Origin of the sequence: Desulfocurvus vexinensis DSM 17965, from assembly GCF_000519125.1 — a bacterium.
Lineage (GTDB): Bacteria > Desulfobacterota > Desulfovibrionia > Desulfovibrionales > Desulfovibrionaceae > Desulfocurvus > Desulfocurvus vexinensis.
This window is the reverse complement of the sequence record NZ_JAEX01000014.1, coordinates 33337-60184: the sequence shown is the minus strand read 5'-3', so window position 1 is coordinate 60184 and position 26848 is coordinate 33337. Positions and strand designations below refer to the sequence as shown.

The following is a 26848-nucleotide window of genomic DNA, read 5'->3' as shown; positions in this document are numbered from 1 at the left end:
GGATTGCCGTCACGATGGTGGACCACCTCGGCCGCCCGGGCGCAGATTGCGCACAGTGGGTCCCTTCTGAGCTGGAGATGTCGGACTCGCTGCCAGTGCGCGTCGTAGCCGCGTTTGGCCGCGTTTCCCCGGACTTTGTCCTGGGCGCTGCGGCGAAGAGCGAGAGCCTCATCCGCGAGGTGCTTGTGCTCTGGGCAATACCCTCCGGCATCAGTCGCCAGATTGCGGCAGCCCGGCTTGCGGCATGGTTTCGGCGGTCTTGGCGGCATACCCCCACCCGTCATTTTGCACGCGTAAAAATCTGGGGGCCCACCCGGTCTACGGGCCGAACCCACAGAGATTCGACCCGCCCCGGGCATCCTCCGAGGGTTTTCCCCTCTCTTGCATACATACCGGCGCGAATCGGAAAACGTCGACGGAGAGTTAAATTTTTTCGATTGATACGATTTTGGGTTGTCAGGACATCTTCCGTACATTATCTTCGGTGAGGAGAAACAAGGAGGATTTCGAATGTCGCCCACCACTCAGACGAAGACAGAACGGATCGACGTCCGGCTCAGCCCGTCATCGAAGGCGCTGCTGCAGGAAGCGGCCAAGGCGTCTCATAAAAACGTCAGCGAGTTCATTTTGGAGGCGGGGATTGTCGCCGCCAATCAGGCCTTGGCTGAACGACGGCTGTTCCTGCTGGACGAAGCTCGGTGGAACGAGTTTCAGGAGATACTGGATCGTCCTGTCCAGAAGAAGCCTCGCCTGAGCAAACTGCTGAACGAGCCTGGCGTTCTTGACTGATGGGTGGTCGGTTTGGTCCGGTCCACAAGCTTACGGCAGCGGATGAGGCAGGGGATTTCGATTGCGGCCAGCAGGAACTGAATCTGTTCTTGCAGCGCTATGCCCTTGTCAACCAGAGAGCCAACAGCGCCCAGACGTATGTGTCCTGCGTGGACGACGCTGTCGTCGGCTACTACAGCCTCTGTGTGGGCAGCGTCGGCTTTGATGAAGCGCCCCATCGGGTGGTAAAAGGGCTTGCCAGACATCGAGTCCCTGTCATGCTGCTGGCCCGCCTTGGCGTGGATCAGAGGTTTCAGCGTCAGGGGTTGGGCCGGGCCCTGCTCAAGGACGCCATCCTGCGCACCATGCAGGCGGCGGATATCGCCGGCATCCGTGCATTACTGGCGCACGCCAAGGACGAGCATGCCCGGCAGTGGTATCTCTCCTGGGACTTCGAGCCCAGCCCCACGGACCCTTTTCACCTGTTTTTGCTCATCAAGGACATGCGTGCGGCGGGAAGGCAGGACTGCCTCACCTAGTAAAGATACCTACACTTCTTCATAAGTGTCGGGGTTTTTATCAGAAGGACAACCAAACCATGATGATGCGTGTGCGCCTAACACCTCGACGACCGCATTGGTATTTTTTCGTGCCAGAATGGAGGACAGGAGCATGACACAACCTACTTCGTCGAGCCGCAGTACGAATATCATTATCCGGGTGACTCCCGAACAGCGGGACCTGATCGACCAGGCCGCCTTGCTCAACAACAAGACCCGGGCCGATTTCATCCTCGAAGCGGCGACCAGGGCCGCGCAGGACTCCGTCCTCGATCAGGTGCTGTTTCCCGTCCCAGTCGAACAGTTCGAGGCGTTCCAGAGACTTCAGGAGAGCTCACCTGAACAGGATAAACGCTTGAGCGCCCTCATGGCACGTACGTCTCGCTGGGGGAAGTGATCCCTGCAATATCCCTTTTGGACGCATTGGACAGATTGGACGCATCTTACGGTTGAAGCCCTACGCGCATGCGCGCGCACGCGCGCGTGGCCGATTAACGGTTTCATCTGTCCAATCCGTCCAACCGTCCATCGTGTTCGACCTTGACGGCGATACCCCGGAATATCCGCTGGGTCGAGCCGAACACCGTCCTTCTGTCGGCGATGAACTCACGCTTGGCCAGGTTCGCACTGAATGCCTTTGTGCTGCCGGCGTGCTCTCCGTTGCGGTCCGCGTAGTTCTTCCACGACTCGAAGAGGCGGGCCGTGGTTTCCCATGATGCCCTCCCAATTTCGCAGCATTCCTCGATCCACTGCCCGAAGAGGTCCTGCTCGTCGAAGTAGGCGGCCGTGGCCTCCTTCACGCTTTCCGGCCGCAGGAGCCCGTTCTCCCGCCAATCCAGACAGCCTTCGATCATCCAGCGCAGGATGGCCGGATACTCGGACCGCAGCTTGTCCTCCAGGCGCTTGTCCGGGCTCGCGGGCTTGTGGACGAATGGGATGATGTTGAAGCGCCTGCGGGCGGCCTCGTCCACGTTGCGGAGCACGGGCTTGTGATTGCCGACGATCAGGAGCTTGAACTGGGGCGTGTAGGTGAAGAAGTCCTGCCGCATGAAGCGGGCGCTGATCTTGTCGCCGCCGGTGAGCTGCTTGATGCGGCTCTCGGCCCAGGGACGGCCTTCCTCGGTCTCGGAAACGCTGACCAGCCTGGCCCCGCGCAGCATGGCCAGGTCGGTGGGGTGGCGGTCGCCCTGGCTGGCCGTGAAGGTGTCCATGGCCGCCGTGGCGGCGTAATCGCCCAGGATGTTGGTCAGGGTGTTGAGGAACACGGATTTTCCGTTGCCGCCGGGGCCGTAGATGAAGAAAAGGGCGTGCTCGGAGATGTCGCCGGTCAACGCGTAGCCGGCCACTTGCCGCATGAAGCGCTGCAACATGGCATCGCCCTGGGTCGCCTCGTCCAGAAACCGCAGCCAGAGCGGGGCGTCGGAAGAACGCGCCGGAGCCACAGCGGCAAGCTTGGTGATGTAATCCTCGCGGCGAGCCGGACGCAAGGTCCCTGTGCGCAGATCCACGACGCCGTCCGGAGTGCCCAGCAGATGGAGGTCGGCGTCCCATATTTCGCTGGTCACGGCGAAGGCGCGGTCGGTCTGCGCGAATCGCTCTACTGCACCGGCCGTGGCGGCCTTGGACAGCGCGGCCGCGACCTTCTTGTTGTCCATGCCGGCGGCGGCCTTCCGGCAGAGTTGCCTGGCCCAGGCGAAAGCCAGTCTGGTCTTTTCCACCCGCCAGTGGCTGCCGGTCCAGACGAACCACGCGCCGGTCTCATGGCAGTAGCGCAGATCGTCCTTGTGCTCCCTGGCGAAGAGGAGCGCGATGGCGTCTTCGGTAGCGGAGCAGGCGTCGTTCGAGTCATCCGGCTTTGCCGGATCGAGCGTCGCTGCGGCTTCGACCAGACGGAGCAGTTCCTCGCGGCTGTGGCCGGCCTTCTTCCAGTCCACGATGTCGCCCTTGGGCGGCAGGCCGGGCAGTTCCACGATCTTGACCGAGACGGCCACGGGCAACAGTGCCTTGGCCACCCTGCGGGCGTGATTGCGCCCTGGCGTGTCGTTGTCCGGCAGGATGACCACCTGCTTGCCCTGGAAGTACGGATTGTACTCCTCGCGCCACTTGCCCGCGCCCATGGGGTTGCAGGTGGCGGCCAGCCCCCAGCCGGCGAGCTCCAGGGCCTTCTGCTCGCCCTCGACGATGAAAACGGTCTCGGCCCGCAGCATTTCAGGAAGGCGAAACGGCACCAACCGCACGCCCTTGACGGAGTTGATGCGTTTACCGGTCGCGTCCAGATGCCACTGGCGGATGGCCTTGCGGCAACCCGGGGTCTCGTAGCGGTCCACGGCAAACAGAAACCGGCCTGCCTCATCCTCGTAGCGAAAGGTGGCGACGAGATTTTCGGGCCGGACAGGCGTCTCCGGCAGGTCCTTACGCGTGGGCTTTAGCGTGACAGGTGCAAGCCCGATCTCCTCGGCGATCATCCGGGCGGCCTTGGCCTGGCCGAGTTCTTCTTGGGCCGCGACCAGGGAGATGATGTCACCGCCGCTCTCGCCGGTCGCAAAATCGGACCAGACCCCGGTCTCGGTGTTGCAGCTGAACGACTTTCCAGGGTTGCCATGGATGTCGCCGGCTACCAGTTCCCTGCCTTGGCGTTTGGCCTGAGGCAACCTACCTTGCAGAAAGCCCGGATTGGCCAGGGCCGCCTCGTTGATGCGCTTGAAGTCAAGGTCGGTTCCACGTCCGCCGCTCATCAGGCCGCCTCGAAGATTATGTTCCCGGCTGCGAGGCGAACGACGTTGAAAGCATCTTCGCCAAATTCCCTGGCCAGGAATCCGGTGAAGACCTGGGCGATGGTCCGCCCCACGGCCTTGTCGTCCTCGATGGCGCAGACCCGTCCCTTGAGCTGGAAGCAGGCATCGAGACGAATCCCCGTCCTGCCATGGATACTCTCGGCGGCGAGTGCGGCAAGAAACAAAGTGTCTTCGACGCCGGCCATGTCCACATGCTCGGCGAAATGGAATTTGAGCATGACATTCCCTCCGGTGAGTGGAAGTTCACTAGAAGAGGGCCGAACACCGGAGCGGCATCCGGCCCTATGGGATACGTACCGGCGTGAAGCCGGAAACGTCGGCTCTAGAGGTAGTCTTCCAGCCCAGCGTCCTTGAATGCGACGCGGACCTTGTCGATGATGCCGTACAGGGTCGATCTCGGGATGCCGGTTTCGCGCGAGACGTCGGTGATGGAGTCGCGCATCAGCCTCTGGCACAGGTCACTCAGCTTAGGAGGCAACTGATCCACGACCGAACGCACGTCGATGCCCAGGTCCCGCAGTTCATCGGATGAACGGCTCTGTCGCCCCGTGCGCAGCAGGTAGTCGTCCTGGTCAAAGGTTTCCGAGCGTTCGCAGCGCACGCCGTCTTCATCCTCGATGAGATCGTTCAGGGAGAACTCCTGAAGCCGGTAATCGCGCAGGCCGGCCTTGCGCTCTTCGATGAGGGTGGCCGCGCGGTGCTCCACGACCCTTGCGACGAAGGTGTTGTTTTGAGCCCGGGCGGGATCGTATTTGGGCTGACGGCGCAGCAGGTCGAGGAGCAGCTCCTGCTCCAGGTCCTCACGGTCCGCATCGGAGAAGCCGGGGTGGGCGGTCAGTTGCTTGGCTTTGAAGGTGATCAAACGGACTGTGTATTCGTCGATGCCGTGGTAACGGTTCTGGGACATTGTGCTCTCCTCGAGGCCGAGGAGGAGCGCTGTGGATGTCGACCGGACCGGTCCGCATGAAAATGCGGAGGTGTTGCGAGATCGCCGGATCGGCGACACCCACAACGACCTCCGCTTCGCGGCCAGTCGATTGTCTGGTGTGTTGTTGGACCGCCTCAGCTAGGCGGCGTCTTCCACATTCATTTTGAAGGGCAGGCCGTGCTTGACCTCGAGCAGACGCACCACACCGTCGCGGATGCGGTCAAAATGGGAAAAAAGCTCGATGATCTGGGCCTTGAGCTGGAAGTCCGAGAGATCGGCCTCGGGGCGCGGAGCATTGTCCCCGCCGAACTTGATCTCGCGCACGGTGGTGGCCGTTTCGAGCAGCGGCTCGCCGTTCTGGAGGCGGAGGTCTTCGATACGGCCGAAGTTGATGGACTGGAGGCGAAGCAGAAGCTGTCGCCGGGCCGGGGAGAGGGAGGATGCGTTCATGTCGCGTCTCCTTTCGGAGCTGCGCCTGAAGACGGGGCCCGGCGATGCCTTCAGGCGTTCAGGGATCAATGGCCGAGCCTTATCCCCTTCCCGCGACATGTCACAGGGACACGGAAAAAAGTTTGGCTGGAACTGAAAACATGATGTTAATTCAAATGCTTAATTGGTGAAGAAAGTTTGTTTTGCCAGAAAACACGGGCGTGACACGTCACGTGTCTTGACTGGGTGTGACTTAAAAGTTACATATTGCCCATGAACGAAGTCCGTCGGTACCGGAATGAGAATGGCTCTGAGATCATCACCGAATGGCTGGCGGGACTGAAGGACATCCGGGCTCGTGCACGAATCGTTGCCAGGATAGATCGTTTGGCTGTTGGGAATTTTGGAGACTGCAAGGCGGTCCGGGACGGAGTGTCGGAGTTGCGCGTTGATTATGGCCCAGGGTATCGAGTGTATTTTGGGAAGGTGGGTAAGAGGATAGTTCTGCTCCTTTGCGGCGGCGACAAGCGGACCCAGGAGGCCGATATCGAAAGGGCAGTGATGTGCTTGAAGGATTACAAAAGGAGGTCGCGATCATGAAGAGCAACACCAACCGTGCAAGCGTCAGCCATGACGAGGCGCTGGTGCGCGAACTCCGCGCCGATCCCGCCTTTGCTGCGGAATATCTCCAGGCCGCCATGGAAGACACCGATGAGCCGGCGGTGCTCCTCATTGCGCTCCGGCATGTCTCCGAAGCCTTCGGCATGGCCGAGGTGGCCCGAGAGGCCGGCATCAAGAGGGAGAGTCTCTACCGGGCCTTGTCCCCAACGGGGAATCCGACGCTGAAGACCTTGACGGCAGTGCTGAAGGCCGTGGGCCTGCGACTCGCCGTAGCTCCGGACAAATCAGGGCATCATCCTGCTTGTGCGTGATTGTTCAGGAGGATCAGATCAAGGAGCCGTTGCTACCAATTTTCTTCAGGAGGCTCCTCCCACCCCTCGGGCCGGATGAGAAAGGCCGTCTTCCAGCCCTGACCGTCTCGAACAATGGGCTCGCCGTCGATCTGGAAATAGGCTTTCAGAGCCTGCCTAAGCCGCGAAACCTGCTGCTTCTCACTTTCCTTGCGAGACTGGAATCCAGATTCATAATATCCATTTCCTTCGGCGAACTTCTCCAGCATCTCCCACTGGACACTGCGATTGGCGTTGTCGCTCCTGGCCATGCCCATGTCCGCATAACTCACCCGCAGTCTGGCATCTCTGATGGTGACAGATGCCGTGTCACCGGTGAGGAACCGAATGGTCAACTCGTTCCATTTGGCCCCATGCGGCGTGGGGAATGTCGTGGGAGGCGCTTTGGTGGTGGTCCTGGGAATACGGGTGTCGAGAAAGGAGCGCCAGCCAGCTGACGCCGAGAATCCCTTGTCTGCAAGGTCAACCACCTCTTCAAGGGACATGAGGTACGATGTGGCCGTCTCGATGGAGCTCCGTAGCCTCGCTGTCCAATAGCGATTGGTCGGGGTCAAGAGAATGAAACCACGCTTGCCGGTGCTTGTCAGATGGAGTGCGGCGCTTTCGAGTTGCTCCGGATCGCCCCGGCAGCAGAGGTAAACACCATGCCGTGTACCAGGATTAGGGACGAGTTCGCCGATGAAGTAGTGGCCGAGAGCCTGGGATTCAAAGCCGGGCGAAAGACCGAGCGCCGTCGCGATGTCCTTGCACAGGGATTGTACATCGAGGCGTTGGATAACGATGTCGGCTTTGGAGAGCTTTTCGGTAGGGCAGTGTCTGCACTCCCCGACGATGTCTCCAGGGCCGTGGCGCACTACCCTGTGCAGGCCGCCGGGTGTAACGGGGCAGTCAAGGGACCCGGCTAAATCGTTGGTGGGGCGGAGATAGCGGCCGAGAGCGGCCAGAATCAGTGCGGAACTTCGCCGCCAGTCCATCGCGGCCAAGGCGAGGCCGGGAATATCCTCAAGAGCACGCCACGCTGACATCGTTCTCGACGTCCTCCTCGGATGTCTGGTTCAGGATGAAGCCACGTTTGGCCATCCAGGCGTCCAGCACGGTGCTGTCGTCGTGGCGCTTGATGTTGATCTTGTTGGGCGGATAGATGACCAATACCCTCGTCTTTTTCGTATTGGCGAAGGTGACTCTGAATTTGGCCAGAACAAGCGGAGCGTGTCTCGGCAACTCCTTTTCCCTGGCCTCATAGGCGGCGAAGAGGTCCTCGGCACGCCGGGTTTCGAATTCCTTGTGTTGCCCACCCCATTTGATGCGTACTTCCTGGAGCACGATATCGTCCAGCCCTTCGATGTCGGAGCAGACCAGGGAGTCCTCACCGTCTCGGCGAAGGGGTTCCAAGGTGTACTTGCCGCGCTCGGAAAAGAACTCGTCATCCTCGAACAGATGCTTGCCGAATACACCCAGATAGAGCTCGCGCTCCTTTTTGGTCACGGGACTGATGCGAAGCTCCGCCAGGGCCGGTGTATATACCAGCACATCATGTTTTTCCGGGCGGTAGACGACGCTACCCGATTTGCCGTCGAGCACGGCCCCTTGGCGCTTGATTGGCTCTCCCCGTCGAATGAGGAACCAGAGGCCGTCATCGCGTTCAAAAGGATGGATCGTGACTGTTTTGCCGCACTTTTTTCTGTCAAACCATTCTGTAAGCGCGGCCTCCATGCCTTTCAGCGTGACGGCGGATGGGACTTTAATTGCAGGAACGCTTTTACTGTCGGGATTGAAGAAGCTTTCGAAACTGCGAGGCCTGTCCAGCTGATATTCGTTGTGCGCTCTTTCGAATATCTCTGGAGCCTGGAGCCAGGCTTGTACGGCAACATCCGTGGGTGCTGGTTCTTCTCCAAGGACAAGGTCTACACCCGCATCCTCGCAGCGTTCCAGAATATCCTGCATTCCCTCGTGTGTCGCCATCTCGTTGACTTGATACAGCGCCTCGACGAGGTCCTGGGGCATGTCGTCAGTGGAAAGAAAAAGACTCGTCAACGCCTCGTAGTCGAAGCCGTCGGACGAGCCTTCCGATGGAAGAGCAAATCCTTTTGCACCGAGGTATGCCGCGTGCGGAGCCAGGAATCTGACCAGCGAGTCGTGATGAATGGCTTTCAGATCGTTGACATGTGAGAACCGCTTGAAGTTGAGTGTCGCCATTGATCTGCCCTCCAGGTCTGATCTCGATGGCCGAGCGGGAAAGAATGCTGTTGCATGAAGACTGCATTGGCCGTTCGTAGGCAGAATGTCTACGGCCCATTCATAGCCCAAAACGTCTTTCAAATACAAGCGCAGCTGAGGACAAGAAAGGGTTTTGCCCTTTTCAGGACAGAGGAAGTGACGCTGATTCGCGAACAGTGCTCCAGACCTTCCGCTGCCGATGCCAGTGTGGAATAGCGGCGATGGCTCGGACATCCTTTTCCTTGATGGGATCGCGACCTGCGGTCGTCGGAGGCAGGAACAGGATCTCCTCCTGAATATCGGGAGCCAGAAGGGTGAGGTCCATGATCTGGGTGATCCGGGCGCGGGTCACGTACCCGAGTCGGGCCAGGTCGGCGAAATCGCGTACCTCGCCCCGGTCGACCATGTCCTGGAAGCGCATGGCCAGGGCCAGCAGTCGAGCGACCCGAGGAACCAGCCCAGGTGAGGTTTGTTGATCCTGCTGTTGGCCCGCTCCCTGGCGCGAGCCGTGCGGAGCCCGCCTGGGGGCCAGTGTGAAGCGCACTTCAAGCTTCGTTTCATCCATTCGAAATAATCCTCCTCTTCGTTCAGGCGGCTGTTCTCTGGCACAGTTGCTTGAGACCCTCGCTTCTGAAAGTCACCGTCACCGACTGGTCACGGCCGTCGAACCCCACTCGTTCGACGAGAATATGGATGATCTTCGCCTGCTCCTTGGAGGACAGCGAGTTCCACACCTCGTCAAAATCCGCCAATGCCTGCGTCAGATCGTTCTCTTTGACGGTCGTCTTGCCCAGCACGATGATCTCCTCCTGGATGGCCGTCATGCGCTGCTCGGTGGTGCGAATCCGCTCCTGCAAATCCGCCAGGCGGTCGGTCGCGATTTCCGAGGCCCCGGCCGGTAATTTACCGCCCAGGAGTTTTCGGACCTGGGCATGGAGCCGTTTGAGTTCCCGCTCCGCTGCTTTCCGCTCCATCTCCAGCTCATGCAGGCGGACTTCGGCTTGTTCCGTGGCCTTGGTGAGTGTGGTCGACAGGACCGCCGGGTTGGTGCCCAACCCCTTGATGTGCTGCACCACCGCGTTTTCAATGTCGTAGGCGTTGACGGATTTCGTGGGGCATTTCGCCCACCCTCGCTGCTGGGCAGTCTGGCAGACGTAATATCGGTAACTCTTGCCGTTCTTTTTATTGGCGCAGGAGTGCGTCATCCCTGTTCCGCAGGGCGTGCAGAAGATCAGCCCCTTGAGCAGCGCGCCGTACTTGTTGCGGACGAGGGTGCCGCCGTTGAGGCGATTGCGCCGCAGAATTGCCTGGACCCTCTTCCAAGTCTCCATGTCCACGATGGCTTCGTGCTCGCCTTCGTAGGTGGTCCCCTGGAACACCACCTTGCCCGTGTAGATGGGATTGGTCAGCAGTCGGAAGAGCGTGCTCTTGTTGAACGGCTTCCCGCCACGCTCCTTGCCCTTGCGGGTCACCCAACGCTTGTTGTTCCAGCCTCGGCGCTCAAGCTCCTGTGCCGAGGGGAGTAGCGACTCCAGTTCCAGGTAGAGCTGGAAGATCGCCCTGACTCGTGCGGCTTCGTCCTCGTTGACCTCCAGCCGGCCGCCGCCCTCGGCCACGTCGTAACCCAGGACAGGCATGCCGCCGACCCATTTGCCTTTTCTGCGCGCGGCCCACATCTTGTCTTTGGTCCGCTCGGCGATGATCTCGCGTTCGAACTGGGCGAAGGAGAGCAGGATGTTCAGGGTCAGCCGGCCCATGGAGTGGGTGGTGTTGAACTGCTGGGTGACCGAGACGAAACTCACGCCGTGGCGATCAAAGATCTCCATGAGGCGCGAGAAGTCGAGCAGGGAGCGGCTGAGGCGGTCCACTTTGTAGACCACGACGCAATCGATGCCGCCGGCCTCGATGTCCGCCATGAGGCGCTTGAGCGCGGGGCGCTCCAGATTGCCGCCGGAGAAGCCGCCGTCATCGTATCGATCCGGCAGGCATGTCCAGCCCTCGTGGCGTTGGCTGGCGATATAGGCCTCGGCCGATTCCCGCTGGGCGTCCAGGGTGTTGAACTCCTGCTCCAATCCCTCATCGGTGGACTTGCGGGTATAAATGGCGCAGCGGATTGCACCAGAGTCTATTTTGGCGGAAGTGGTCATTTGCGCCCTTTGTTTTTGTTCGTGGAGGCCTTGTTCAGACCGAAAAAGACGAAGCCGTTCCATTTGCCGCCGGTCACCTCACGGGCAATGGCCGTGAGCGACTTGTACCGGCGATCCTCGAACTCGAAACCATCGTCCAGCACCCGGACCACGATGTCCCGCCCTTTGTATTCCCTGTGAAGGAGCACGCCGGGGAGGGGCACTCTGGGATCATGGGCTGAAGACAAGCGGCTTTTGACAGATCGCGCTCGGGCCTCGGCCGAGCCGGGCTTCACCGGATCGCGCGGGGCGCGCATTCTGAGGTCAGCGTCCCGGGCCAGCTCCTTGGCCCGCTTGCGAGCCCGTTCCGACAGGTTACCCTCGGCCAGAGCCTGAATGCGCCAGGCGATGCGCTTTTTCAGGAAGGGCTTGTTGTTGGAGCGGGTCTCCTCGCCGAAGACATCGAGGTACTTCTCCTTCAACTCGCCCACGGTCATTCGCTCGAGGCTTTGGACCTCCTTGTACGTCTCTGGGTTCATGTGTCCTCTCCTTGCTTGGATTCTCCTGCGGCGGAGGGAGGGGCGTGCCTCTGGCCGCCAGGAGCATGAACGCTCTGTTCCGGCTGAATAGCAAGTCCATCTGCGGAAGATTCATCATTTGTTTTAATGAGTTGAGAGGCTTCTTCACGCAGGAGGCGTTGATAGCCCCTCGCAAGCAACGTTGCGATCTCTGAAATGGCGTCCTCGGCGGGAAAGGTAGGGGAGGTTGCGTCCGGCATCTGATTCTCCTTGGCCTGCGGCGAAAGGATGTGGATGCCGACCGAGTGCGCGAACGGCCCTGGGGCGCGTCGGGATCGCTGATCACCCTGGAGCAGGGCGATACGGACGACATCCACAACGTGCTCCGGCTTCCGGCCGCTGGCGCTGTCTGATGGTTCCGACCGGAGTGTTTCCGGCCTTCACCCCATACATACCGGCTGGGTGTGAAAAACGTCGGTTTGGGTGCCAATGGCGGCGGGGTTGTTAAACAACTCGCCGAGCTAAACGGAGAATTGGAGAATCAGGGGGGAGAAAGCGGGGATTTCGGAATCGATCATCGAAGGTTGCGCTTGCATCTCGGGCGCATCGGCCTTGGATGGAGAATCCTGTTGAAGGAGAGGCAGCTGGCGCAACATGGCGGATATGCTTGCAGAAAAGACGAAAGCCCCGAGCAGTGCATGCCCAGGGCTTTCCCTTAAAGAAGAACCGTCTCGAAGTACGGTTTTGATATCTGGCTCCCCAGCACGGACTTGAACCGCGAACCTAGTGATTAACAGTCACCCGCTCTGCCGATTGAGCTACTGGGGAACGTGGCGCCGGGAGTGCGTCCCGGCGGGAGACACCTATTAGGGGCAAAGCCGGCCGAGGTCAAGGGGAAAATTTGCGGGCCGGGAAATCGCCGGGGCGCGGGGGCGGGGCGGGGGCCGGGCCCATGCGCTTCTTGACGCTGGCGTCCAATGCGACTAAGGCTACGGGGTTCGCGGAGGCAATGCGAGTTTCCCAGGGAGAAGCGATTTTGACCAAGCACGGCAACCAGCCCCAGCACAAGACCATCAAGCTGCCGGTGAAGTCCCCGTTCGTGGAGCGTTTCCAGCCCATGCTGCGCGCGCTGGACGACAAGAAGGAACTGAACGAGGTGCTCAAGAACCGGGTGGGCAAGGCCTGCACCCTGCTCGACGAGGGCGTGCCCCTGTTCCCCAACGATTTCCGCCAGCAGGACCACGTGGCCGACGTTCTGGAGCGCTTCGAGCCCCTGGACGACGCGGCCCTGGAGGCCAGCGGCGCCTCGTTCCAGCTTGCCGGGCGCATCGTCTCGCTGCGCTCCTTCGGCAAGGTCGCCTTCTTCCACCTGCAGGACGCCTCGGGCCGGATGCAGGTCTACGTGGCGCGCGACGACATGGGCGCCGAGGCCTACAGCCTCTTCAAGAAGCTGGACCTGGGCGACATCGTGGGCATCGCGGGCACCGTGTTCCGCACCAAGACCGGCGAGCTGACCATCGCCGCGCGCCAGGTGCGCCTGGTCACCAAGTCCATGCGCCCGCTGCCCGAGAAGTACCACGGCCTGAAGGACCTGGAGACCCGCTACCGCCAGCGCTATGTGGACCTCATCGTCACCGAGCGCACCAAGGACATCTTCGTCAAGCGCACGGCGGTGGTGCGCGAGTTCCGCAATTTCCTGAACGACCGCGGCTTCATGGAAGTGGAAACGCCCATGATGCAGCCCATTCCCGGCGGCGCCACGGCCCGGCCCTTCGAGACGCACCACAACGCCCTGGACATGAAGCTGTACATGCGCATCGCCCCGGAGCTGTACCTCAAGCGGCTGCTGGTGGGCGGGTTCGAGCGCGTGTACGAGATCAACCGCAACTTCCGCAACGAGGGCATCAGCACACGGCACAACCCCGAGTTCACCATGTGCGAGTTCTACTGGGCCTACGCCACCTTCGAGGACATGATGGACCTCACCGAGGAGCTGTTCGCCCACATCGCCCGCGAGGTCTGCGGCGGCACCCGGATCGCCTACCAGGGCCAGGAGATCGACCTGACCCCCGGCGCCTGGACGCGCATCACCTTCCACGACGCCCTGGAGCGGATCGGCGGGGTGGCCCCCGAGGTCTACCGCGACTACGACGCGGCCTGCGCCCTGGTGCGCCGCGAGGGCGAAAAGGTGCTCAAGGGCGAGGTGCTGGGCAAGGTCCAGGCCAAGCTCTTCGACCTCTTCGTGGAGCCCAAGCTCATCCAGCCGCATTTCATTTACATGTACCCCACGGACATCTCGCCCCTGTCGCGGCGCAACGACGCCGACCCCGCGCTGTCGGACCGCTACGAGCTGTTCATCGCCGGGCGCGAGATGGCCAACGCGTTCTCCGAGCTCAACGACCCCGTGGACCAGCGCCTGAGCTTCGAGTCCCAGGTGGCCGAGAAGGCCGCCGGCGACGCCGAGGCCCACGCCATGGACGAGGACTACGTGCGCGCCCTGGAATACGGCATGCCCCCGGCGGCGGGCCAGGGCGTGGGCATCGACCGGCTGGTCATGCTGCTCACCGACTCGCCCAGCATCCGCGAGGTCATTCTCTTCCCCCTCCTCAAGCCGGAGGGCGGCGCAGGCGCATGAGCTTCGAGTCCTTCATCTCGCTGCGCTACCTGCTGGCGCGGCGCAAGCAGGCCTTCATCTCCGTGATTTCGCTCATGTCGGTGCTGGGCGTGGCCATAGGCGTGGCCGCGCTCATCGTCGTTCTGGGGGTCATGAACGGCATGAGCAAGGACCTGCGCGACAAGATCCTGGGCGTCAACGCCCACCTGATCATCGGCAGCCTGGAAGGCCCCATCGCCGACTACCGGCCCCTGGTGGAGCAGGCCGTCGAGGTGCCGGGCGTGCTGGGCGCAACCCCGTTCATCTACGCCGAGGTCATGGTCTCCACCCGCCAGGGCAGCAAGGGCGTGGTGCTGCGCGGCATCGACCCCGCCAGCGCAGGGGGCGTGCTCTCCGTGGGCCGCGACATGATCGAGGGCTCGCTTCAGGACCTGGCGGACGGCTTCGGCCCCCCGGGCCCCCCGGGGCTGCTCATCGGCCAGGAGCTCGCCAACCGCCTGGGCGCGCGCCGGGGCAGCCTGATCCACGTGCTCACGCCCTCGGGCCGCAGCACGGCGGCGGGCTTCACCCCCGAGGTCATCACCGCGCGGGTGGTCGGGGTGTTCAAGACCGGGATGTGGGAGTACGACTCCTCCCTGGCCTACGCCTCCCTGGCCGAAACCCAGCGCCTGATGGGCTTTTCCGGCGATCTGGTCACGGGCGTGGAGATGCGCGTGGCCGACGTGGACCGCGCCGACGCCGTGGGCCGCGACCTGGCCACGCGCATCGGCGGCTACCCGCTCTACGTGCGCGACTGGAAGGAGATGAACCGCAGCCTCTACGAGGCCCTGGCCCTGGAGAAGGCGGGCATCACCGTCATCCTGGTCATGATCGTGCTGGTGGGCACGTTCTCCATCGTCACCAGCCTGGTGATGCTGGTCATGGAAAAGACCCGCGACATCGCCATCCTCATGTCCATGGGCGCGCGCAGGCGCAGCATCCGCAACATCTTCATGCTCCAGGGCACGCTCATCGGGGCCGTGGGCACGGGCCTGGGCTTCACCCTGGGCCTTTCCCTGTGCCTGCTGCTCAAGAAATACCAGTTCATCCGCCTGCCCAAGGGCATCTACTCCCTGGACTACCTGCCCGTGCTGCTCAACTGGGCGGACCTGGTGGCCATCGGCGCCGGGGCCATGCTGCTGTGCTTTCTGGCCACCATCTACCCCGCGCGCCAGGCCGCGCGGCTGATGCCCGCCGAGGCGCTGCGCTATGAGTAAGGACAATTTCCCGTTGTATGATTTGCAGGGTGTTGGTAAGGAGTACCCCGGACCTGGAGGGAGCCTCGTCATCCTGAAAGGACTGGACCTGCGGGTGGAGCGGGGGGAGAGCGTCGCCGTGCTCGGAGCCTCGGGCGCGGGCAAGTCCACCTTGTTGCATGTGCTGGGCGGGCTGGACATCCCCTCCGAAGGGCAGGTGCTGTTCGAGGGGCGCGATGTGGCCCGCATGGGCGAACCCGAGCGCGCGCACCTGCGCAACAGGGAAATGGGCTTCGTCTTCCAGTTTCATCACCTGCTGCCCGAGTTCTCCACCCTTGAAAACGTCGCCATGCCCGGGCTCATCGCGGGGCTGGGCCGGGCCGAAGCCTTCGAGCGGGCCGCGCAGGCCCTGGACCTGGTGGCCCTGGGCCAGCGGGCGTCGCACAAGGTGACCACCCTGTCGGGCGGCGAGCGCCAGCGCGCCGCCATCGCCAGGGCGATTCTTATGCGCCCCAAGGCGCTTCTGGCCGACGAGCCCACCGGCAACCTCGACGAGGCCACCGGAGAGCGCATCGGCGGGCTGCTGTTCGAGCTGAACAGGGAACTGGGCATGACCCTCGTGGTGGTGACTCACAACGTCGAACTGGCCGCCCGCATGGGCCGGAGAATGGAACTGCGTTCCGGGGAGCTGTATGAGCACAATCGCTAGCCGCCTGCTGACGCTTCTTGCGCTGCTGACCACCGTCTGGGTCGCCACCTCCGCCTGCGCCCAGACCGCCGGGGACAAGGTCACCGTCCTGGTGCTGCCCTTCGAGGTCAACGCCGACCCGGAGCTGGACTACCTGAAGGACAGCCTGCCCGAACTGCTCGGTGAGCGGCTGGCCCAGAGCGGCTTCGACGTGCTGCCCCAGGCGACGGTGCTCCAGCTCATCGAGGAGCACGACATCGAGTACCTCGATCTGTCCACGGCCAAGGACCTGGCCCTGCTCGCCCGCGCCGCCTACGCCGTCTACGGCAGCTTCAGCCAGCTGGGCGAGACCATCAGTCTGGACGTGCGCCTGGTGGAGGCCCACGGCGTGAAGACGCCCAAGCCGCTGTTCGTGGTCCAGGAAGGGCTTATCAACGCCGTGCCCGCCATCGAGGACCTGGCCGAGAAGATCCGCCTGGAGCTCATGAGCAAGGAGCGCATCGAGGCCATCGACGTGGAGGGCAACCGCTTCCTGGACAAGGACGTGGTGCTCATGCGTCTGCGCCACGTGCGCAAGGGCGAGCTGTACGACCCCAAGGCCGTGAACGAGGAGCTCAAGAACGTCTTCGACCTGGGCTATTTCGACGACGTGCAGGTGCGCGTGGACGACCTGCCCGAGGGCGTGAAGGTCGTCTTCGTGGTGGACGAGAAGCCGCGCATCAGCGTGGTGGACGTGCTGGGCACCGACGCCCTGGACAAGGATGACCTCCTGGCGCTCATGAACACCAAGACAGGCGCCGTGCTGAACCCCAAGGTGCTGGCCGACGACCTGGGCAAGATCAAGGAAGAATACCGCAAGGAAGGCTACTACAAGGCCCAGGTCACCCACGAGGTGGCCGCCAGCGACGAGGGCCAGGCCCGGCTGAACATCAACGTGGAGGAGGGCGACAAGCTCTACATCCGCGGAATTTCCATCAACGGCGCCGAGCAGCTCGACCCCGACGACCTGCGCGACGAGCTGGCCCTGGGCGAGCGGGGCATGTTCTCCTGGTTCACCGGCACGGGCGTGCTCAAGGAGGAATACCTCAACCGCGACGCCGCCGCCCTGGAGGCCTATTACGCCAACCACGGCTTCATCGAGGCCCAGGTGGGCCAGCCCAAGGTCGAGTTCCAGGACGACGGCATCTACGTGACCTTCGAGGTCAAGGAAGGCCGCCGTTTCAAGGTCGGCGCCGTCTCCTACTCCGGCGACATGCTTGAGCCCGCCGAGAAGCTCAACGAGCTGATCCAGACCGACGACCTGGGCACCGACGGCGAATACCTGGACCGCTCGGTGCTGCGCAGCGACTCCCAGGCCCTTTCGGAGTACTATTCCAACTACGGCTACGCCTTTGCCGAAGCCAACTACGTCATCCACTCCGACCCCGAGACGCTCACCGCCGACATCGAATTCCAGATGGCCAAGCGCCAGAAGGTCTACATCCGCCGGGTGACCATCCAGGGCAACGACCGCACCCGCGACAACGTCATCCGGCGCAAGGTGCTGCTCTCCGACGGCGACCTGTTCAGCGGCGAGGACCTGGCCCTGTCCACGCGCAACCTGAACAACCTGGGCTACTTCGACCAGGCCGACATCGAGACCATCCCCACCTCCGACGAGGGGCTCATGGACCTCAAGGTCAAGGTCCGCGAGAAGTCCACGGGCGAGCTGTCCGCTGGCGCGGGCTACTCCAGCTCCTCGGGCGTGTACTTCGTGGCCTCGGTCAAGGAGAACAACCTTTTCGGCAAGGGCTACCAGGGCTCGCTGGAAGGCGCCTGGGGCGGCGACTACAAGCGCTACATCCTGCGCTTCACCAACCCCAACTTCCGCGACACCCCCTGGCTGGTGGGCGGCGACCTCTACCACTACGACGACGACTACGACGACTACGACCGCGTGAGCACCGGCGCGCGCGCGCGCTTCGGCCACCCCATCGGGAAATTCTCGTACACCAACCTCCAGTACCGCCTGGAACGCTACGAGATCACCAACGTGGACGACGACGCCGCCGACGAGATCCTGGACATCGAGGGCACCAACTGGGTCAGCGCCGTCTACGCCGACATCGTGCGCAACACCCTGGACCGCTACCTGAACCCCTCCAAGGGCATGAAGTCCTCCCTGAGCGCGGAATATGCGGGCGGGCTGATGATGGGCGATGACGAGTTCATCAAGTACATCGCCGACCACAACTACTACCGCCCGCTGTGGCTTGACCACATCTTCCACTTCCACGGCCAGGCCGGATACGTCATGGAGAACTTCGGCGGCAAGGAAATTCCGGTCTACGAGCGGTTCTACCTGGGTGGCATCAACAGCGTGCGTGGCTACAAGAGCCGCTACATCTCCCCGCGCGACGAAGAGTCCGGCGACCGCATCGGCGGCGACAAGATGGCTTTCGTCAACTTCGAGTATCTCTTCCCGATCATGGAGGAGATGGGCATCATGGGCGTGACGTTCTTCGACGCGGGCCAGGTGTGGGACGACGGCGAGGCCATGGATTTCGACCCCAGGAAGAGCGTGGGCGTCGGCATCCGCTGGTACTCGGCCCTGGGCCCGCTGCGCCTGGAATACGGCTACGCCCTGGACACCATCCGCGAGCAGGGCAGCAAGGGCAAGCTCGAGTTTACCATCGGCCAGTTCTTCTAGGCCGCGACGGATCACGCAACACCAACGAACAACACACGAGGACACACTATGCGTAAAACGCTTTTCACGGTTCTGGCCTTCCTGCTCCTGGTTTCCACCGCCGCCGCCCAGGGCCCCGTGGGTGTCGTGGACATGCCGCGCATCATCAAGGAGTGCGAAGCCGGGCAGCAGGCCCGCGCCTCCCTGCAGGAGACGTTCAAGTCCACCCAGGAGGACCTGGACAAGCAGAAGACCGAGCTGGAAAAGATGCGCGCCGACCTGCAGAACCAGAGCCTGGTGCTCTCCCAGTCGGCCAAGGTGGACAAGGAAGAGGAATTCAAGCGCCGCATCCGCGACCTGCAGGACGCCATGCAGAGCTTCCAGCGCAAGTACAAGGCCGAGGAGGAGAAGATCTCCGGCCCGATCATCACCGTCATCTTCGAGACCCTGCAGGCCTACGGCAAGAAGAACGGCTACGCCATGATCGTGGACGGCAACAACTCCGGCGTGCTTTACGCTGACGAGAAGACCAACCTCACCGACCCGATCATCGCCGAGGTCAACAAGGCCTGGCGGGCCAAGAACAAGAAGTAGCACTCATGGAAATCGCACTTTCGGCCCTGGCCGAACGTCTGGGCCTGCCGCTCCGGGGATCGGACCGGCAGGTCTCGGGCGTCGGGCCCCTGGAATCCGCAGGCCCGCAGGACGTCAGCTTCATCAGCGCCGCCAAGTACGCCCCGCTGCTCAAGACCACCCGTGCCGGGGCCGTGATCTGCACCGAGGAGTTCGCGGGCAGCGTGGACGCCGCGCTGGTCAGCGCCAACCCGGCCCTGGATTTCGCGCGGCTGCTGGAGCTGTTCTCCCCGCCCCAGGGGCGCTTCTCGGGCGTGAGCGACCGGGCCTTCGTGGACCCCCAGGCCCGCGTGGCCGAGGGCGCCACGGTGTTCCCCCTGGCCTATGTCGGCCCCGGGGCCGAGGTCGGGCCCGGGTCGCGCATCTTCCCCGGCTGCTACGTGGGCGAGGACTGCCGCATCGGCCGCGACTGCACCCTGTACCCCAACGTGACCCTCATGGCCCGCACGGTGCTGGGCGACCGGGTCATGGTCCACCCCGGGGCGGTGCTGGGCGCCGACGGCTTCGGCTACGTGCCGCGGGCGGGCGGCGGGCGCGACAAGATTCCCCAGGTGGGCACCCTGGTGGTAGAGGACGACGTGGAAATCGGCGCCAACACGACCATCGACCGCGCCATGCTGGAGAAGACCGTCATCGGCCGGGGCACCAAGATCGACAACCTGGTGCAGGTGGCCCACAACTGCGTGCTGGGCGAAAACTGCACCATCGTCGCCCAGGTGGGCATCGCGGGCAGCTGCACCGTGGGGCGCGACGTGATCATGGCCGGGCAGGCGGGCGTCGCCGATCACGTGAGCATCGGCGACGGCGCCGTCGTCGGGCCCATTTGCGGCGTGCGCACCGATATCCCGGCGGGCATGCGCATGGGCGGCATTCCGGCCATGGAGTACGGCACCTACATGCGCAACCTGTCCCTGGCCCCGAAGATTCCCGACCTGTTCAAGCGGGTCAGGCAACTGGAGAAAGCCCTGGAGGCCCTTGGCGGCGATCCCGGGCAAGGAGGGCGCACATGAGCGCATTGCCGACCCCCATGATGATCGCCGAGATCCTCAAGCTGCTGCCGCACCGCTACCCGTTCCTCATGGTGGACCGGGTGACTGCCTTCGAGCCCGGCCAGCGCCTGGAGGGCTACAAGAACGTCACCTTCAACGAGCCGTTCTTCCAGGGCCACTTCCCGGGGCTGCCGGTGATGCCCGGGGTGCTCATCTGCGAGGCCCTGGCCCAGGCTGGGGGGCTCTTGACCCTCATGAGCGACCCGGCGCTGTGCGACGGCAGCAAGGTCTTCCTGTTCGCGGGCATCGACAACGTGCGCTTCCGCGCCCCGGTGGTGCCCGGCGACCGGCTGGAGCTGCAGGTCTTCGACGTGCGGCGCAAGCTTTCCCTGGTCAAGATGAGCGGGCAGGCCCTGGTGGACGGCAAGATCGTCGCCTCGGGTACCATGACCGCAGCCATCGCCAACCGCGAGGACATGTAACGTGGCGACGAACATCCACAGCTCCGCCGTGGTCCACCCCGGGGCCGAGATCGGCGAGGGCGTGACCATCGGGCCCTTCTCCGTGATCCAGGACAAGACCGTCATCGGCGAAGGCACGACCATCGGCGCCTACTGCCAGGTCCACGCCCACACCACCATGGGCCGGGGCAACCATATCCATTCCTACGCCTACGTGGGCGGCGACCCGCAGGACATCAAGTACCGCGGCGGCACCACCCGCCTGACCATGGGCGACAACAACATCGTGCGCGAGTTCGTGACCCTGCACCGCGGCACCGAGACCGGGCGCGGCGAGACCATCATCGGCTCGGGCTGCATGATCATGGCCTACGCCCATGTGGCCCACGACTGCCACATCGGCGACAACGTGATCATGGCCAACGGGGTCATGCTGGCCGGGCACGTGGACCTGGGCCACCACGCCGTGATCAGCGGCATGTCGGGCGTGCACCAGTTCGCGCGCGTGGGCGAGTTCGGCTTCGTGGGCGGCATGTCCGGCGTCAGCCAGGACGTTCCGCCCTTCGTGCTGGCCGCCGGGGTGCGCGCGCAGCTGCGCGGGCTGAACCTCATCGGCCTGCGCCGGGGCGGCTTTTCCGCCGAGGCCATCTCGGGCCTGAAGAAGGCCTACAAGCTCATCTGGCGCGCAGGCAAGGAGCGCCAGGAGGCCCTGGCCGAGGTCCAGGAAACCCTGGGCGCCATCCCCGAAGTGGCCCGGCTGCTGGAGTTCATCCGCTCCAGCGAGCGCGGGATGCTCTGCGACAGCGGCCTGCGCAACGGCCAGAACCGGGGCGAGTAGCCCCGGGGGGCACGGGCATGGCGGAGGTCATCGGGCTCATCGCCGGGGGCGGGCAGTTCCCCTTCCTGGTGGCCCGCGCGGGGCGCGCGGCGGGCGCCGCCGTGGTGGCCGTGGGCTTTGCCGGCAATACGGACCCGGCCCTGGCCGCCGAAACGGCCTCCTACGTCGAGCTGCACCTGGGCCAGGTCTCGCGCCTGCTGCGGACCTTCAAGGACCAGGGCGCGACCCGTGTCGTCTTCGCGGGCACCATCAACAAGCCCCGGGCCATGGACCTGCGCCCCGACTGGCTGGCGGCCAAGCTGCTGCTGCGCTTGGCGGGCAAAGGCGACGATGCCATCCTGCGCACCCTGGCCGGGGAGCTGGAGCGCCAGGGCCTGCACCTGTCCAGCGCCCTGGAGCTGCTGCCCGGCATGGCCACCCCCGAGGGGCCGCTGACGGCCAAGCCCCCCCGGGCCTCCGACCTGGACGACCTGCGCCTGGCCTGGCCCATGGCCAAGGCCCTGGGCCGCATGGACATCGGCCAGTCGCTGCTCATCCGCTCGGGCGTCGTGGGCGCCGTGGAGGGGCCCGAGGGCACCGACGCGGCCATTGCCCGCGCGGGGGAGCTGGTGGGCAAGGGCTGCGTGCTGTGCAAGGTCTTCAAGCCCGGGCAGGACGCGCGCATCGACCTGCCCGCCGCCGGACCGGGCACGGTGCGGGCCATGGCCGCCGTGGGCGGCTCGTGCATCGGCATCGAGGCCGGGCGCTCGGTGTTCTTCGACCTGGAAGAGAGCGTGGCCCTGGCCGAGCGCCACGGCATCCGGCTGGTGGGCCTGAGCGCGCAGTACCTGGGCCTGCCCCCCGAGGCCGGGGCCTGAGCGGGCCGGGCCGTCCGGGCGGACATGCACGACGCCCCCGGCGCAGCGCTGCGCCGGGGGCGTCGTTCGTTGGCCGGGCTGGCGGTCCGGCCGGGGCTAGAAGCGCAGGGTGGCCCAGCTCAGGCCGTGGGTGGGCAGGATGCGCGCGTCCAGGGCCTTGATGCGCTGCATGCTGTCGTAGGCGGCCAGGGCGTCGGTGTGCACCCCGGGGCAGATGGCCGGGCCGTTGTCCGGGAAGTTCTTCTCGTTGCAGCATTGCCCGGGCAGGGCCACGTCGCCCGAGGCCGTGGGGATGACCACCGTCTGGCAGCCCGGGGTGTGCCCGGGGGTCAAGAGGCAGCGGATGCCCGGCACGGGCTCGGCGTCGCCGTCCAGCACCTGGAACTGGACGCCCTCGGTGAAGTACTCGTCGTAGCGGTGGTCCAGCGGGTGGGGGTTGCGCTGGAATTCCAGCTCCTTGCGCTGCACGTAGTGCGTCGCGCCGGGGAACAGGCGGTTGTTGCCGCAGTGGTCGTCGTGCAGGTGGGTGTTGATGACGGTGTCCACGTCTTCGGGCGCCACGCCGTGGGCGGCCAGGGCCTCGGTCAGCGGCAGGGGCGCAAGCCCGGTCTGCTCCTGGAACCCGGCGGGCACCATGGCCTCGTCCTCGTCCAGCCCGGTGTCCACCAGGATGGTGCGCCCGTTGCCGCGCACGAGCAGGGCGTAGATGGGCAGCCAGATGGGTTTGCCGTAGTCGCGCTGGTAGGTCATGATGCCCTGGTCCGGGTTGCGCACGCCGGTAAGCAGGGGAACGACGGTGTACATGGGGGCCTCCTTTGCGGGCGCGGCCCGCACAGGGAAGGATAACCCCGCGCGGCGCCAAGTCAACCGCCGGGGATGGCCCCCTCCCGGGGCGGCCCGGGCCCGGGCGTTTGCTGTTCGGGCCGATCTGTTTTATATGGATGCGTTCCACCGACGCCGAGAACGCAAGCGAGACGCACATGAGCCATGTTTTGGGCCTGAAGTTCAGCGACTACGGCCAGATATATTTCTTCGATTCCGGCCCCTTCGTGGTCGCCAAGGGCGACCGGGTCATCGTCAAGACCGACCAGGGCATGGGCCTGGGCACGGTGCTCACCGTGAGCGAGGCCGCGCCCGAGGGCGTGCCCGAGCAGGATCTCAAGCCCATCTTCCGCCTGGCCATCGAGGAGGACCTGGTCGCCGAGGCCGAGAACGCGGCCCTGGCCCGCGAGGCCTACCGCTTCTGCCGCCAGTGCGTGTCCGAACGCGAGCTGGAGATGAAGCTCGTGGACGTGGAGGTCTTCTTCGACCACAGCAAGATGGTCTTCTATTTCACCGCCCCGGGGCGCATCGACTTCCGCGAGCTGGTCAAGGACCTGGTGCGCAACTACCGCACGCGCATCGAGCTGCGCCAGATCGGCGTGCGCCACGAGACGCAGATGCTCGGGGCCGTGGGCAATTGCGGGCAGGTGGCCTGTTGCCGCCGCTTCATGCGCAAGTTCGCCCCGGTGACCATCAAGATGGCCAAGGAGCAGAACCTGTTCCTGAACCCGACCAAGATCTCGGGCATCTGCGGGCGGCTGCTGTGTTGCCTGTCCTTCGAGGAGGAGAACTACCGCGAGTTCTACCGCCAGTGCCCGAAGATCGGCAAGCGCATGGACACCGACCAGGGGCTGATGAAGATTCTGCGCGCCAACTTCTTCCGCGGCGGCATCACCGTGTTCACCGAGATGGGCGAGGAGCGCGAGCTGACCCTTGAGGAATGGCAGGCCCTGAACCCTCGGCGCTACGACCCCCAGGTGCCCCGGCCCGAGCCCCAGCCCGCGCCGCCCCAGCCCCCGCGCCGGGGTGGCCGCCCGGGTCAGCGCGGGCCCGGCGCCGCCCCCGGCGGCCCTGCGGCGCGCGGCCCGCGCCCCGATGCCGCCCCGGCCCCCGGCCCGGGCGACTCCGGGAGCGAGGGCGGGGCGGATGCCCCCGCCGCCTCCTGGGGGCAGCCCCCGGCGGAGCCCGCGCCCGCCGAATTTGCCGACGCGGCTCCCGAGGCGCCCGCCGCCCCTGCGGCCCGCGAACCCCGCGAGGCCCAGGGGGGCGCGCAGGACGGCTCCTCGCGCCCCCGGCGCCACCCGCGCGCGGGCTCGGGCCGCAAGGAGCCCCGCCCCGAGGCCCCCGCGCCCGGCGAGGCACGGCCCGCCGGGGCCAAGCCTTCCCGCCGCAGGCGGCGGCGCAAGCCGCGCTCCGACGGCGGCTCCAACGAATAATCCACGGCAGCGGACACCACAGGAGGACCGATCTTGAGCCGTTTTTCCATCACCACGCCCATCTACTACGTGAACGCCAAGCCCCACCTGGGGCATGCCTATACGACCATCGTGGCCGACAGCCTGGCGCGCTTCCACCGCCTGTGCGGCGACGAGACGTTTTTCCTCACCGGCACCGACGAGCACGGCGACAAGATCGTGCAGGCCGCCGAGAAGGCCGGCAGCACGCCGCAGCAGTACGTGGACGCCGTGAGCGCGCAGTTCCGCGACCTGTGGCCCGCCCTTGGCGTCACCAACGACGACTTCATCCGCACCACCGAGCCGCGCCACAAGGCAGTCGTGCAGGCCATCCTGCAGAAGGTCTACGACGCGGGCGATATCTATCTGAAGAACTACGAGGGGTTGTACTGCTACGGCTGCGAGCAGTTCCTCACCGAGAAGGACCTCGACGCCCAGGGCTGCTGCCCGGACCACAAGGTGCCGCCCGCGAAAATCAGCGAGGCCAACTATTTCTTCCGCATGTCCAAGTACCAGGGCTGGCTCAAGGAGCACATCCTGGCCAACCCGGACTTCATTCGCCCCGAGCGCTACCGCAACGAGGTCCTGTCCATGCTCGACATGGGCGTGCTGGACGACCTGTGCATCTCGCGGCCCAAAACGCGCCTGACCTGGGGCATCGAGCTGCCCTTCGACCCCGACTACGTGACCTACGTCTGGTTCGACGCGCTCATCAACTACGTCACGGCCATGGGCTGGCCGGACGGCGCGCTGTTCGCGCGCTTCTGGGAGCACACCGACCATCTGGTGGCCAAGGACATTCTCAAGCCCCACGCCGTGTTCTGGCCGACCATGCTCAAGGCCGCCGGGCTGCCGGTCTACCGGCACCTCAACGTCCACGGCTACTGGCTGATCAAGGACACCAAGATGTCCAAGTCCCTGGGCAACGTGGTGGAGCCCCTGGCCATGCGCGACCGCTACGGGCTGGACGCCTTCCGCTATTTCCTGCTGCGCGAGATGCGCTTCGGGCGCGACGCCTCCTTCTCCGAGGAGGCCCTGGTGGGGCGGCTCAACGCCGACCTGGCCAACGACCTGGGCAACCTCTTCTCGCGTGTGCTGGCCATGACCCACAAGTACTTCGGCGGCCAGGTGCCCGACCCCGGCGCGCGCACGGCCCCGGCGGACGCCGACCTGGGCGAGCTGGCGCGCAACGCCTTCGCCAACTACACGACCCTGTTCGCCCGCCTGGAGTTCGGCCAGGCCCTGGAATCGCTGTGGGAGCTGGTGCGCGCCCTCAACAAGTACGTGGACAGCGCCGCGCCCTGGGCGCTTTTCAAGCAGGGCCGCACGGACGAACTGGCGGCGGTGCTCTACACGCTGCTGGAGATGATGCGCAAGGTGGCCCTGTTCGTGTGGCCGGTGATGCCCGGCACCGCCGAGGCCATGACCGCCCAGCTTGGCGGCGCCTTCGACCTGGCGCGGGTGGACCTCGGCGCCGAGGCCCAGGGCTTCGGCGGGCTTGCCCCCGGCACGGCCCTGGCCGCCGGGTCGAACCTCTTCCCGCGCGTGGACCCGCCCCGCGAGGAGCCTGCGCCCCAGCCCGCAGCTGAGGAAAAAGCCAAGGCCAAGGACAAGGCCAAGCCCGAGAAAAAGGCCGCCCCGGCGCCCCAGCCGGACCCCGGCGTCATCGAGTTCGCGGATTTCCAGAAGCTCGACCTGCGCGTGGGCACCGTGCTCGCCGCCGCGCCGCATCCGGATGCCGACCGGCTCTTCGTGGTCCAGGTGGACCTGGGCGAGGCCGCGCCGCGCCAGGTTGTGGCGGGGCTGCGCGAGTTCTTCCAGGCCGAGGATCTGGTGGGCCGCCAGGTGGTGGTGGTCGCCAACCTCGCTCCGCGCGCCCTGCGCGGGCAGACCAGCCACGGCATGATCCTGGCCGTGCGCCGCGATGGCGGCATGGAGCTGCTTACCGCCAGCGGGGCGGTGGCTGCGGGCGCCAAGGTGTCCTAGCCTTTCCCGGCTGGCCGAAAGGCCGCGCGGCGCTTCGTCCGGGGCGGGGTGGGCGCGATTTGCCGGGACGGAGCCCCGGCCCCTGCCGCGCGCCCCCGGGGCGGCCCCGGCCATGGCGCCCCGGGCCAGGCTCCGCCCAGGCGCCCCGGGCGGGGCAGGGCGGGGCACCCGCAGCCCGCGAGGCCCGGTGGGCGCGGCCTGCCCGGGCCCGGGGGCGGGTCTTTTCCCTTTACTCCGGCGCCGCGCTGACCTATAAAACCCGGGTGCTTTTTCCGGGGACGCCACCGGCCC

The 26848-nt window shown here is 64.9% G+C and carries 28 protein-coding genes and 1 tRNA gene; 17 read left to right on the top strand and 12 right to left on the bottom strand.

What is annotated here, in order from left to right; translation table 11 throughout:
* Nucleotides 1–510: 510 nt before the first annotated feature.
* The 3 genes from G495_RS0110625 (at nucleotide 511) to G495_RS0110615 (ending at nucleotide 1725) form a co-directional block, all read left to right on the top strand.
* Nucleotides 511–789 (top strand): type II toxin-antitoxin system TacA family antitoxin, encoded by a 279-nt coding sequence (locus G495_RS0110625; protein ID WP_028587802.1) that lies wholly within the window; start codon nucleotides 511–513, stop codon nucleotides 787–789.
* Entirely contained in the window at nucleotides 789–1307 is a 519-nt protein-coding gene (locus G495_RS0110620; protein WP_013259353.1) for a GNAT family N-acetyltransferase, read from the top strand. The genes G495_RS0110625 and G495_RS0110620 overlap by 1 nt, the downstream gene beginning before the upstream one ends.
* Nucleotides 1308–1440: 133 nt before the next feature.
* On the top strand, nucleotides 1441–1725 hold the full coding sequence (locus G495_RS0110615) for a type II toxin-antitoxin system TacA family antitoxin (RefSeq protein ID WP_013259354.1): 285 nt from the start codon (nucleotides 1441–1443) through the stop codon (nucleotides 1723–1725).
* A 103-nt stretch (nucleotides 1726–1828) separates the two neighbouring features.
* Here the strand turns inward: G495_RS0110615 and G495_RS0110610 are convergent, their stop codons facing one another.
* The 3 genes from G495_RS0110610 to G495_RS0110600 all read right to left on the bottom strand — a co-directional run bounded on the left by G495_RS0110610 (nucleotide 1829) and on the right by G495_RS0110600 (nucleotide 5030).
* Complete coding sequence (locus G495_RS0110610) at nucleotides 1829–4063, bottom strand: phage/plasmid primase, P4 family (protein WP_028587801.1); 2235 nt, start codon at nucleotides 4061–4063, stop codon at nucleotides 1829–1831.
* On the bottom strand, nucleotides 4063–4341 hold the full coding sequence (locus tag G495_RS18640) for a hypothetical protein (protein ID WP_051202352.1): 279 nt from the start codon (nucleotides 4339–4341) through the stop codon (nucleotides 4063–4065). The genes G495_RS0110610 and G495_RS18640 overlap by 1 nt, the downstream gene beginning before the upstream one ends.
* Before the next feature lie 104 nt (nucleotides 4342–4445).
* Nucleotides 4446–5030 (bottom strand): sigma factor, encoded by a 585-nt coding sequence (locus tag G495_RS0110600; protein ID WP_027174640.1) that lies wholly within the window; start codon nucleotides 5028–5030, stop codon nucleotides 4446–4448.
* 31 nt (nucleotides 5031–5061) lie between these two features.
* Here G495_RS0110600 and G495_RS22840 point away from each other — a divergent pair, with 31 nt between their 5' ends.
* On the top strand, nucleotides 5062–5193 hold the full coding sequence (locus G495_RS22840) for a hypothetical protein (RefSeq protein WP_281171704.1): 132 nt from the start codon (nucleotides 5062–5064) through the stop codon (nucleotides 5191–5193).
* Here the strand turns inward: G495_RS22840 and G495_RS0110595 are convergent.
* Nucleotides 5190–5501 (bottom strand): hypothetical protein, encoded by a 312-nt coding sequence (locus tag G495_RS0110595; protein ID WP_027174641.1) that lies wholly within the window; start codon nucleotides 5499–5501, stop codon nucleotides 5190–5192. The genes G495_RS22840 and G495_RS0110595 overlap by 4 nt on opposite strands.
* Before the next feature lie 252 nt (nucleotides 5502–5753).
* On the opposite strand from G495_RS0110595, the gene G495_RS21085 reads away from it, so the two are divergent.
* Together G495_RS21085 and G495_RS0110590 are read left to right on the top strand one after the other, a co-directional pair.
* On the top strand, nucleotides 5754–6080 hold the full coding sequence (locus tag G495_RS21085) for a type II toxin-antitoxin system RelE/ParE family toxin (protein WP_034608382.1): 327 nt from the start codon (nucleotides 5754–5756) through the stop codon (nucleotides 6078–6080).
* Nucleotides 6077–6412: an addiction module antidote protein gene (locus G495_RS0110590; protein ID WP_027174642.1), complete on the top strand. Its 336-nt coding sequence runs from the start codon at nucleotides 6077–6079 to the stop codon at nucleotides 6410–6412. The genes G495_RS21085 and G495_RS0110590 overlap by 4 nt, the downstream gene beginning before the upstream one ends.
* A gap of 32 nt (nucleotides 6413–6444) precedes the next feature.
* Here G495_RS0110590 and G495_RS18630 read toward each other — a convergent pair whose 3' ends face one another.
* From G495_RS18630 to G495_RS0110555, 7 genes are all read right to left on the bottom strand, one after another.
* Nucleotides 6445–7476, bottom strand: coding sequence for a hypothetical protein (locus tag G495_RS18630; RefSeq protein ID WP_035251769.1), 1032 nt, complete (start codon nucleotides 7474–7476; stop codon nucleotides 6445–6447).
* On the bottom strand, nucleotides 7454–8647 hold the full coding sequence (locus G495_RS0110575; RefSeq protein ID WP_027174646.1) for a hypothetical protein: 1194 nt from the start codon (nucleotides 8645–8647) through the stop codon (nucleotides 7454–7456). Before G495_RS0110575 ends, G495_RS18630 begins: the two co-directional genes overlap by 23 nt.
* 163 nt (nucleotides 8648–8810) lie before the next feature.
* Nucleotides 8811–9233: a hypothetical protein gene (locus G495_RS0110570; protein WP_028587798.1), complete on the bottom strand. Its 423-nt coding sequence runs from the start codon at nucleotides 9231–9233 to the stop codon at nucleotides 8811–8813.
* Nucleotides 9234–9255: 22 nt separating this feature from the next.
* Nucleotides 9256–10815, bottom strand: a complete 1560-nt coding sequence (locus tag G495_RS0110565; protein ID WP_027174648.1) for a recombinase family protein — start codon at nucleotides 10813–10815, stop codon at nucleotides 9256–9258.
* Nucleotides 10812–11333: a DUF2924 domain-containing protein gene (locus G495_RS0110560; RefSeq protein WP_027174649.1), complete on the bottom strand. Its 522-nt coding sequence runs from the start codon at nucleotides 11331–11333 to the stop codon at nucleotides 10812–10814. The genes G495_RS0110565 and G495_RS0110560 overlap by 4 nt, the downstream gene beginning before the upstream one ends.
* Entirely contained in the window at nucleotides 11330–11572 is a 243-nt protein-coding gene (locus G495_RS21745) for a hypothetical protein (protein WP_156939674.1), read from the bottom strand. Before G495_RS21745 ends, G495_RS0110560 begins: the two co-directional genes overlap by 4 nt.
* A gap of 492 nt (nucleotides 11573–12064) precedes the next feature.
* Nucleotides 12065–12140, bottom strand: a tRNA-Asn gene (locus G495_RS0110555).
* Nucleotides 12141–12321: 181 nt separating this feature from the next.
* On the opposite strand from G495_RS0110555, the gene lysS reads away from it, so the two are divergent.
* The 9 genes from lysS to G495_RS0110510 are packed head-to-tail and all read left to right on the top strand — an operon-like array spanning nucleotide 12322 to nucleotide 22295.
* Nucleotides 12322–13947 carry a lysine--tRNA ligase gene (lysS, locus tag G495_RS0110550; protein ID WP_051445274.1) on the top strand — a complete coding sequence of 542 codons (1626 nt, stop codon included), beginning with the start codon at nucleotides 12322–12324 and terminating at the stop codon, nucleotides 13945–13947.
* Nucleotides 13944–15182 carry a lipoprotein-releasing ABC transporter permease subunit gene (locus tag G495_RS0110545; protein WP_028587796.1) on the top strand — a complete coding sequence of 413 codons (1239 nt, stop codon included), beginning with the start codon at nucleotides 13944–13946 and terminating at the stop codon, nucleotides 15180–15182. Before lysS ends, G495_RS0110545 begins: the two co-directional genes overlap by 4 nt.
* The gene (locus tag G495_RS0110540) at nucleotides 15175–15870 is read left to right on the top strand and encodes an ABC transporter ATP-binding protein (protein WP_028587795.1); all 696 of its coding nucleotides are present in this window, start codon (nucleotides 15175–15177) and stop codon (nucleotides 15868–15870) included. The genes G495_RS0110545 and G495_RS0110540 overlap by 8 nt, the downstream gene beginning before the upstream one ends.
* The gene (gene bamA, locus G495_RS0110535) at nucleotides 15854–18538 is read left to right on the top strand and encodes an outer membrane protein assembly factor BamA (protein WP_028587794.1); all 2685 of its coding nucleotides are present in this window, start codon (nucleotides 15854–15856) and stop codon (nucleotides 18536–18538) included. The genes G495_RS0110540 and bamA overlap by 17 nt, the downstream gene beginning before the upstream one ends.
* A gap of 48 nt (nucleotides 18539–18586) precedes the next feature.
* Entirely contained in the window at nucleotides 18587–19111 is a 525-nt protein-coding gene (locus G495_RS0110530) for an OmpH/Skp family outer membrane protein (protein ID WP_028587793.1), read from the top strand.
* A gap of 5 nt (nucleotides 19112–19116) precedes the next feature.
* The gene (gene lpxD, locus G495_RS0110525) at nucleotides 19117–20160 is read left to right on the top strand and encodes a UDP-3-O-(3-hydroxymyristoyl)glucosamine N-acyltransferase (RefSeq protein ID WP_028587792.1); all 1044 of its coding nucleotides are present in this window, start codon (nucleotides 19117–19119) and stop codon (nucleotides 20158–20160) included.
* On the top strand, nucleotides 20157–20621 hold the full coding sequence (gene fabZ, locus G495_RS0110520; protein WP_028587791.1) for a 3-hydroxyacyl-ACP dehydratase FabZ: 465 nt from the start codon (nucleotides 20157–20159) through the stop codon (nucleotides 20619–20621). The genes lpxD and fabZ overlap by 4 nt, the downstream gene beginning before the upstream one ends.
* Before the next feature lies 1 nt (nucleotide 20622).
* On the top strand, nucleotides 20623–21438 hold the full coding sequence (lpxA, locus tag G495_RS0110515) for an acyl-ACP--UDP-N-acetylglucosamine O-acyltransferase (RefSeq protein ID WP_028587790.1): 816 nt from the start codon (nucleotides 20623–20625) through the stop codon (nucleotides 21436–21438).
* Nucleotides 21439–21455: 17 nt separating this feature from the next.
* Nucleotides 21456–22295: an LpxI family protein gene (locus G495_RS0110510; RefSeq protein WP_028587789.1), complete on the top strand. Its 840-nt coding sequence runs from the start codon at nucleotides 21456–21458 to the stop codon at nucleotides 22293–22295.
* A gap of 96 nt (nucleotides 22296–22391) precedes the next feature.
* Here G495_RS0110510 and G495_RS0110505 read toward each other — a convergent pair whose 3' ends face one another.
* Nucleotides 22392–23099 carry an N-acyl homoserine lactonase family protein gene (locus G495_RS0110505; RefSeq protein WP_035251757.1) on the bottom strand — a complete coding sequence of 236 codons (708 nt, stop codon included), beginning with the start codon at nucleotides 23097–23099 and terminating at the stop codon, nucleotides 22392–22394.
* A gap of 137 nt (nucleotides 23100–23236) precedes the next feature.
* Here G495_RS0110505 and G495_RS18625 point away from each other — a divergent pair, with 137 nt between their 5' ends.
* Together G495_RS18625 and metG are read left to right on the top strand one after the other, a co-directional pair.
* Nucleotides 23237–24553, top strand: a complete 1317-nt coding sequence (locus G495_RS18625) for a PSP1 domain-containing protein (protein ID WP_425387612.1) — start codon at nucleotides 23237–23239, stop codon at nucleotides 24551–24553.
* Between the two features lie 33 nt (nucleotides 24554–24586).
* Nucleotides 24587–26557: a methionine--tRNA ligase gene (metG, locus tag G495_RS0110495; protein WP_028587787.1), complete on the top strand. Its 1971-nt coding sequence runs from the start codon at nucleotides 24587–24589 to the stop codon at nucleotides 26555–26557.
* Nucleotides 26558–26848: the final 291 nt, after the last annotated feature.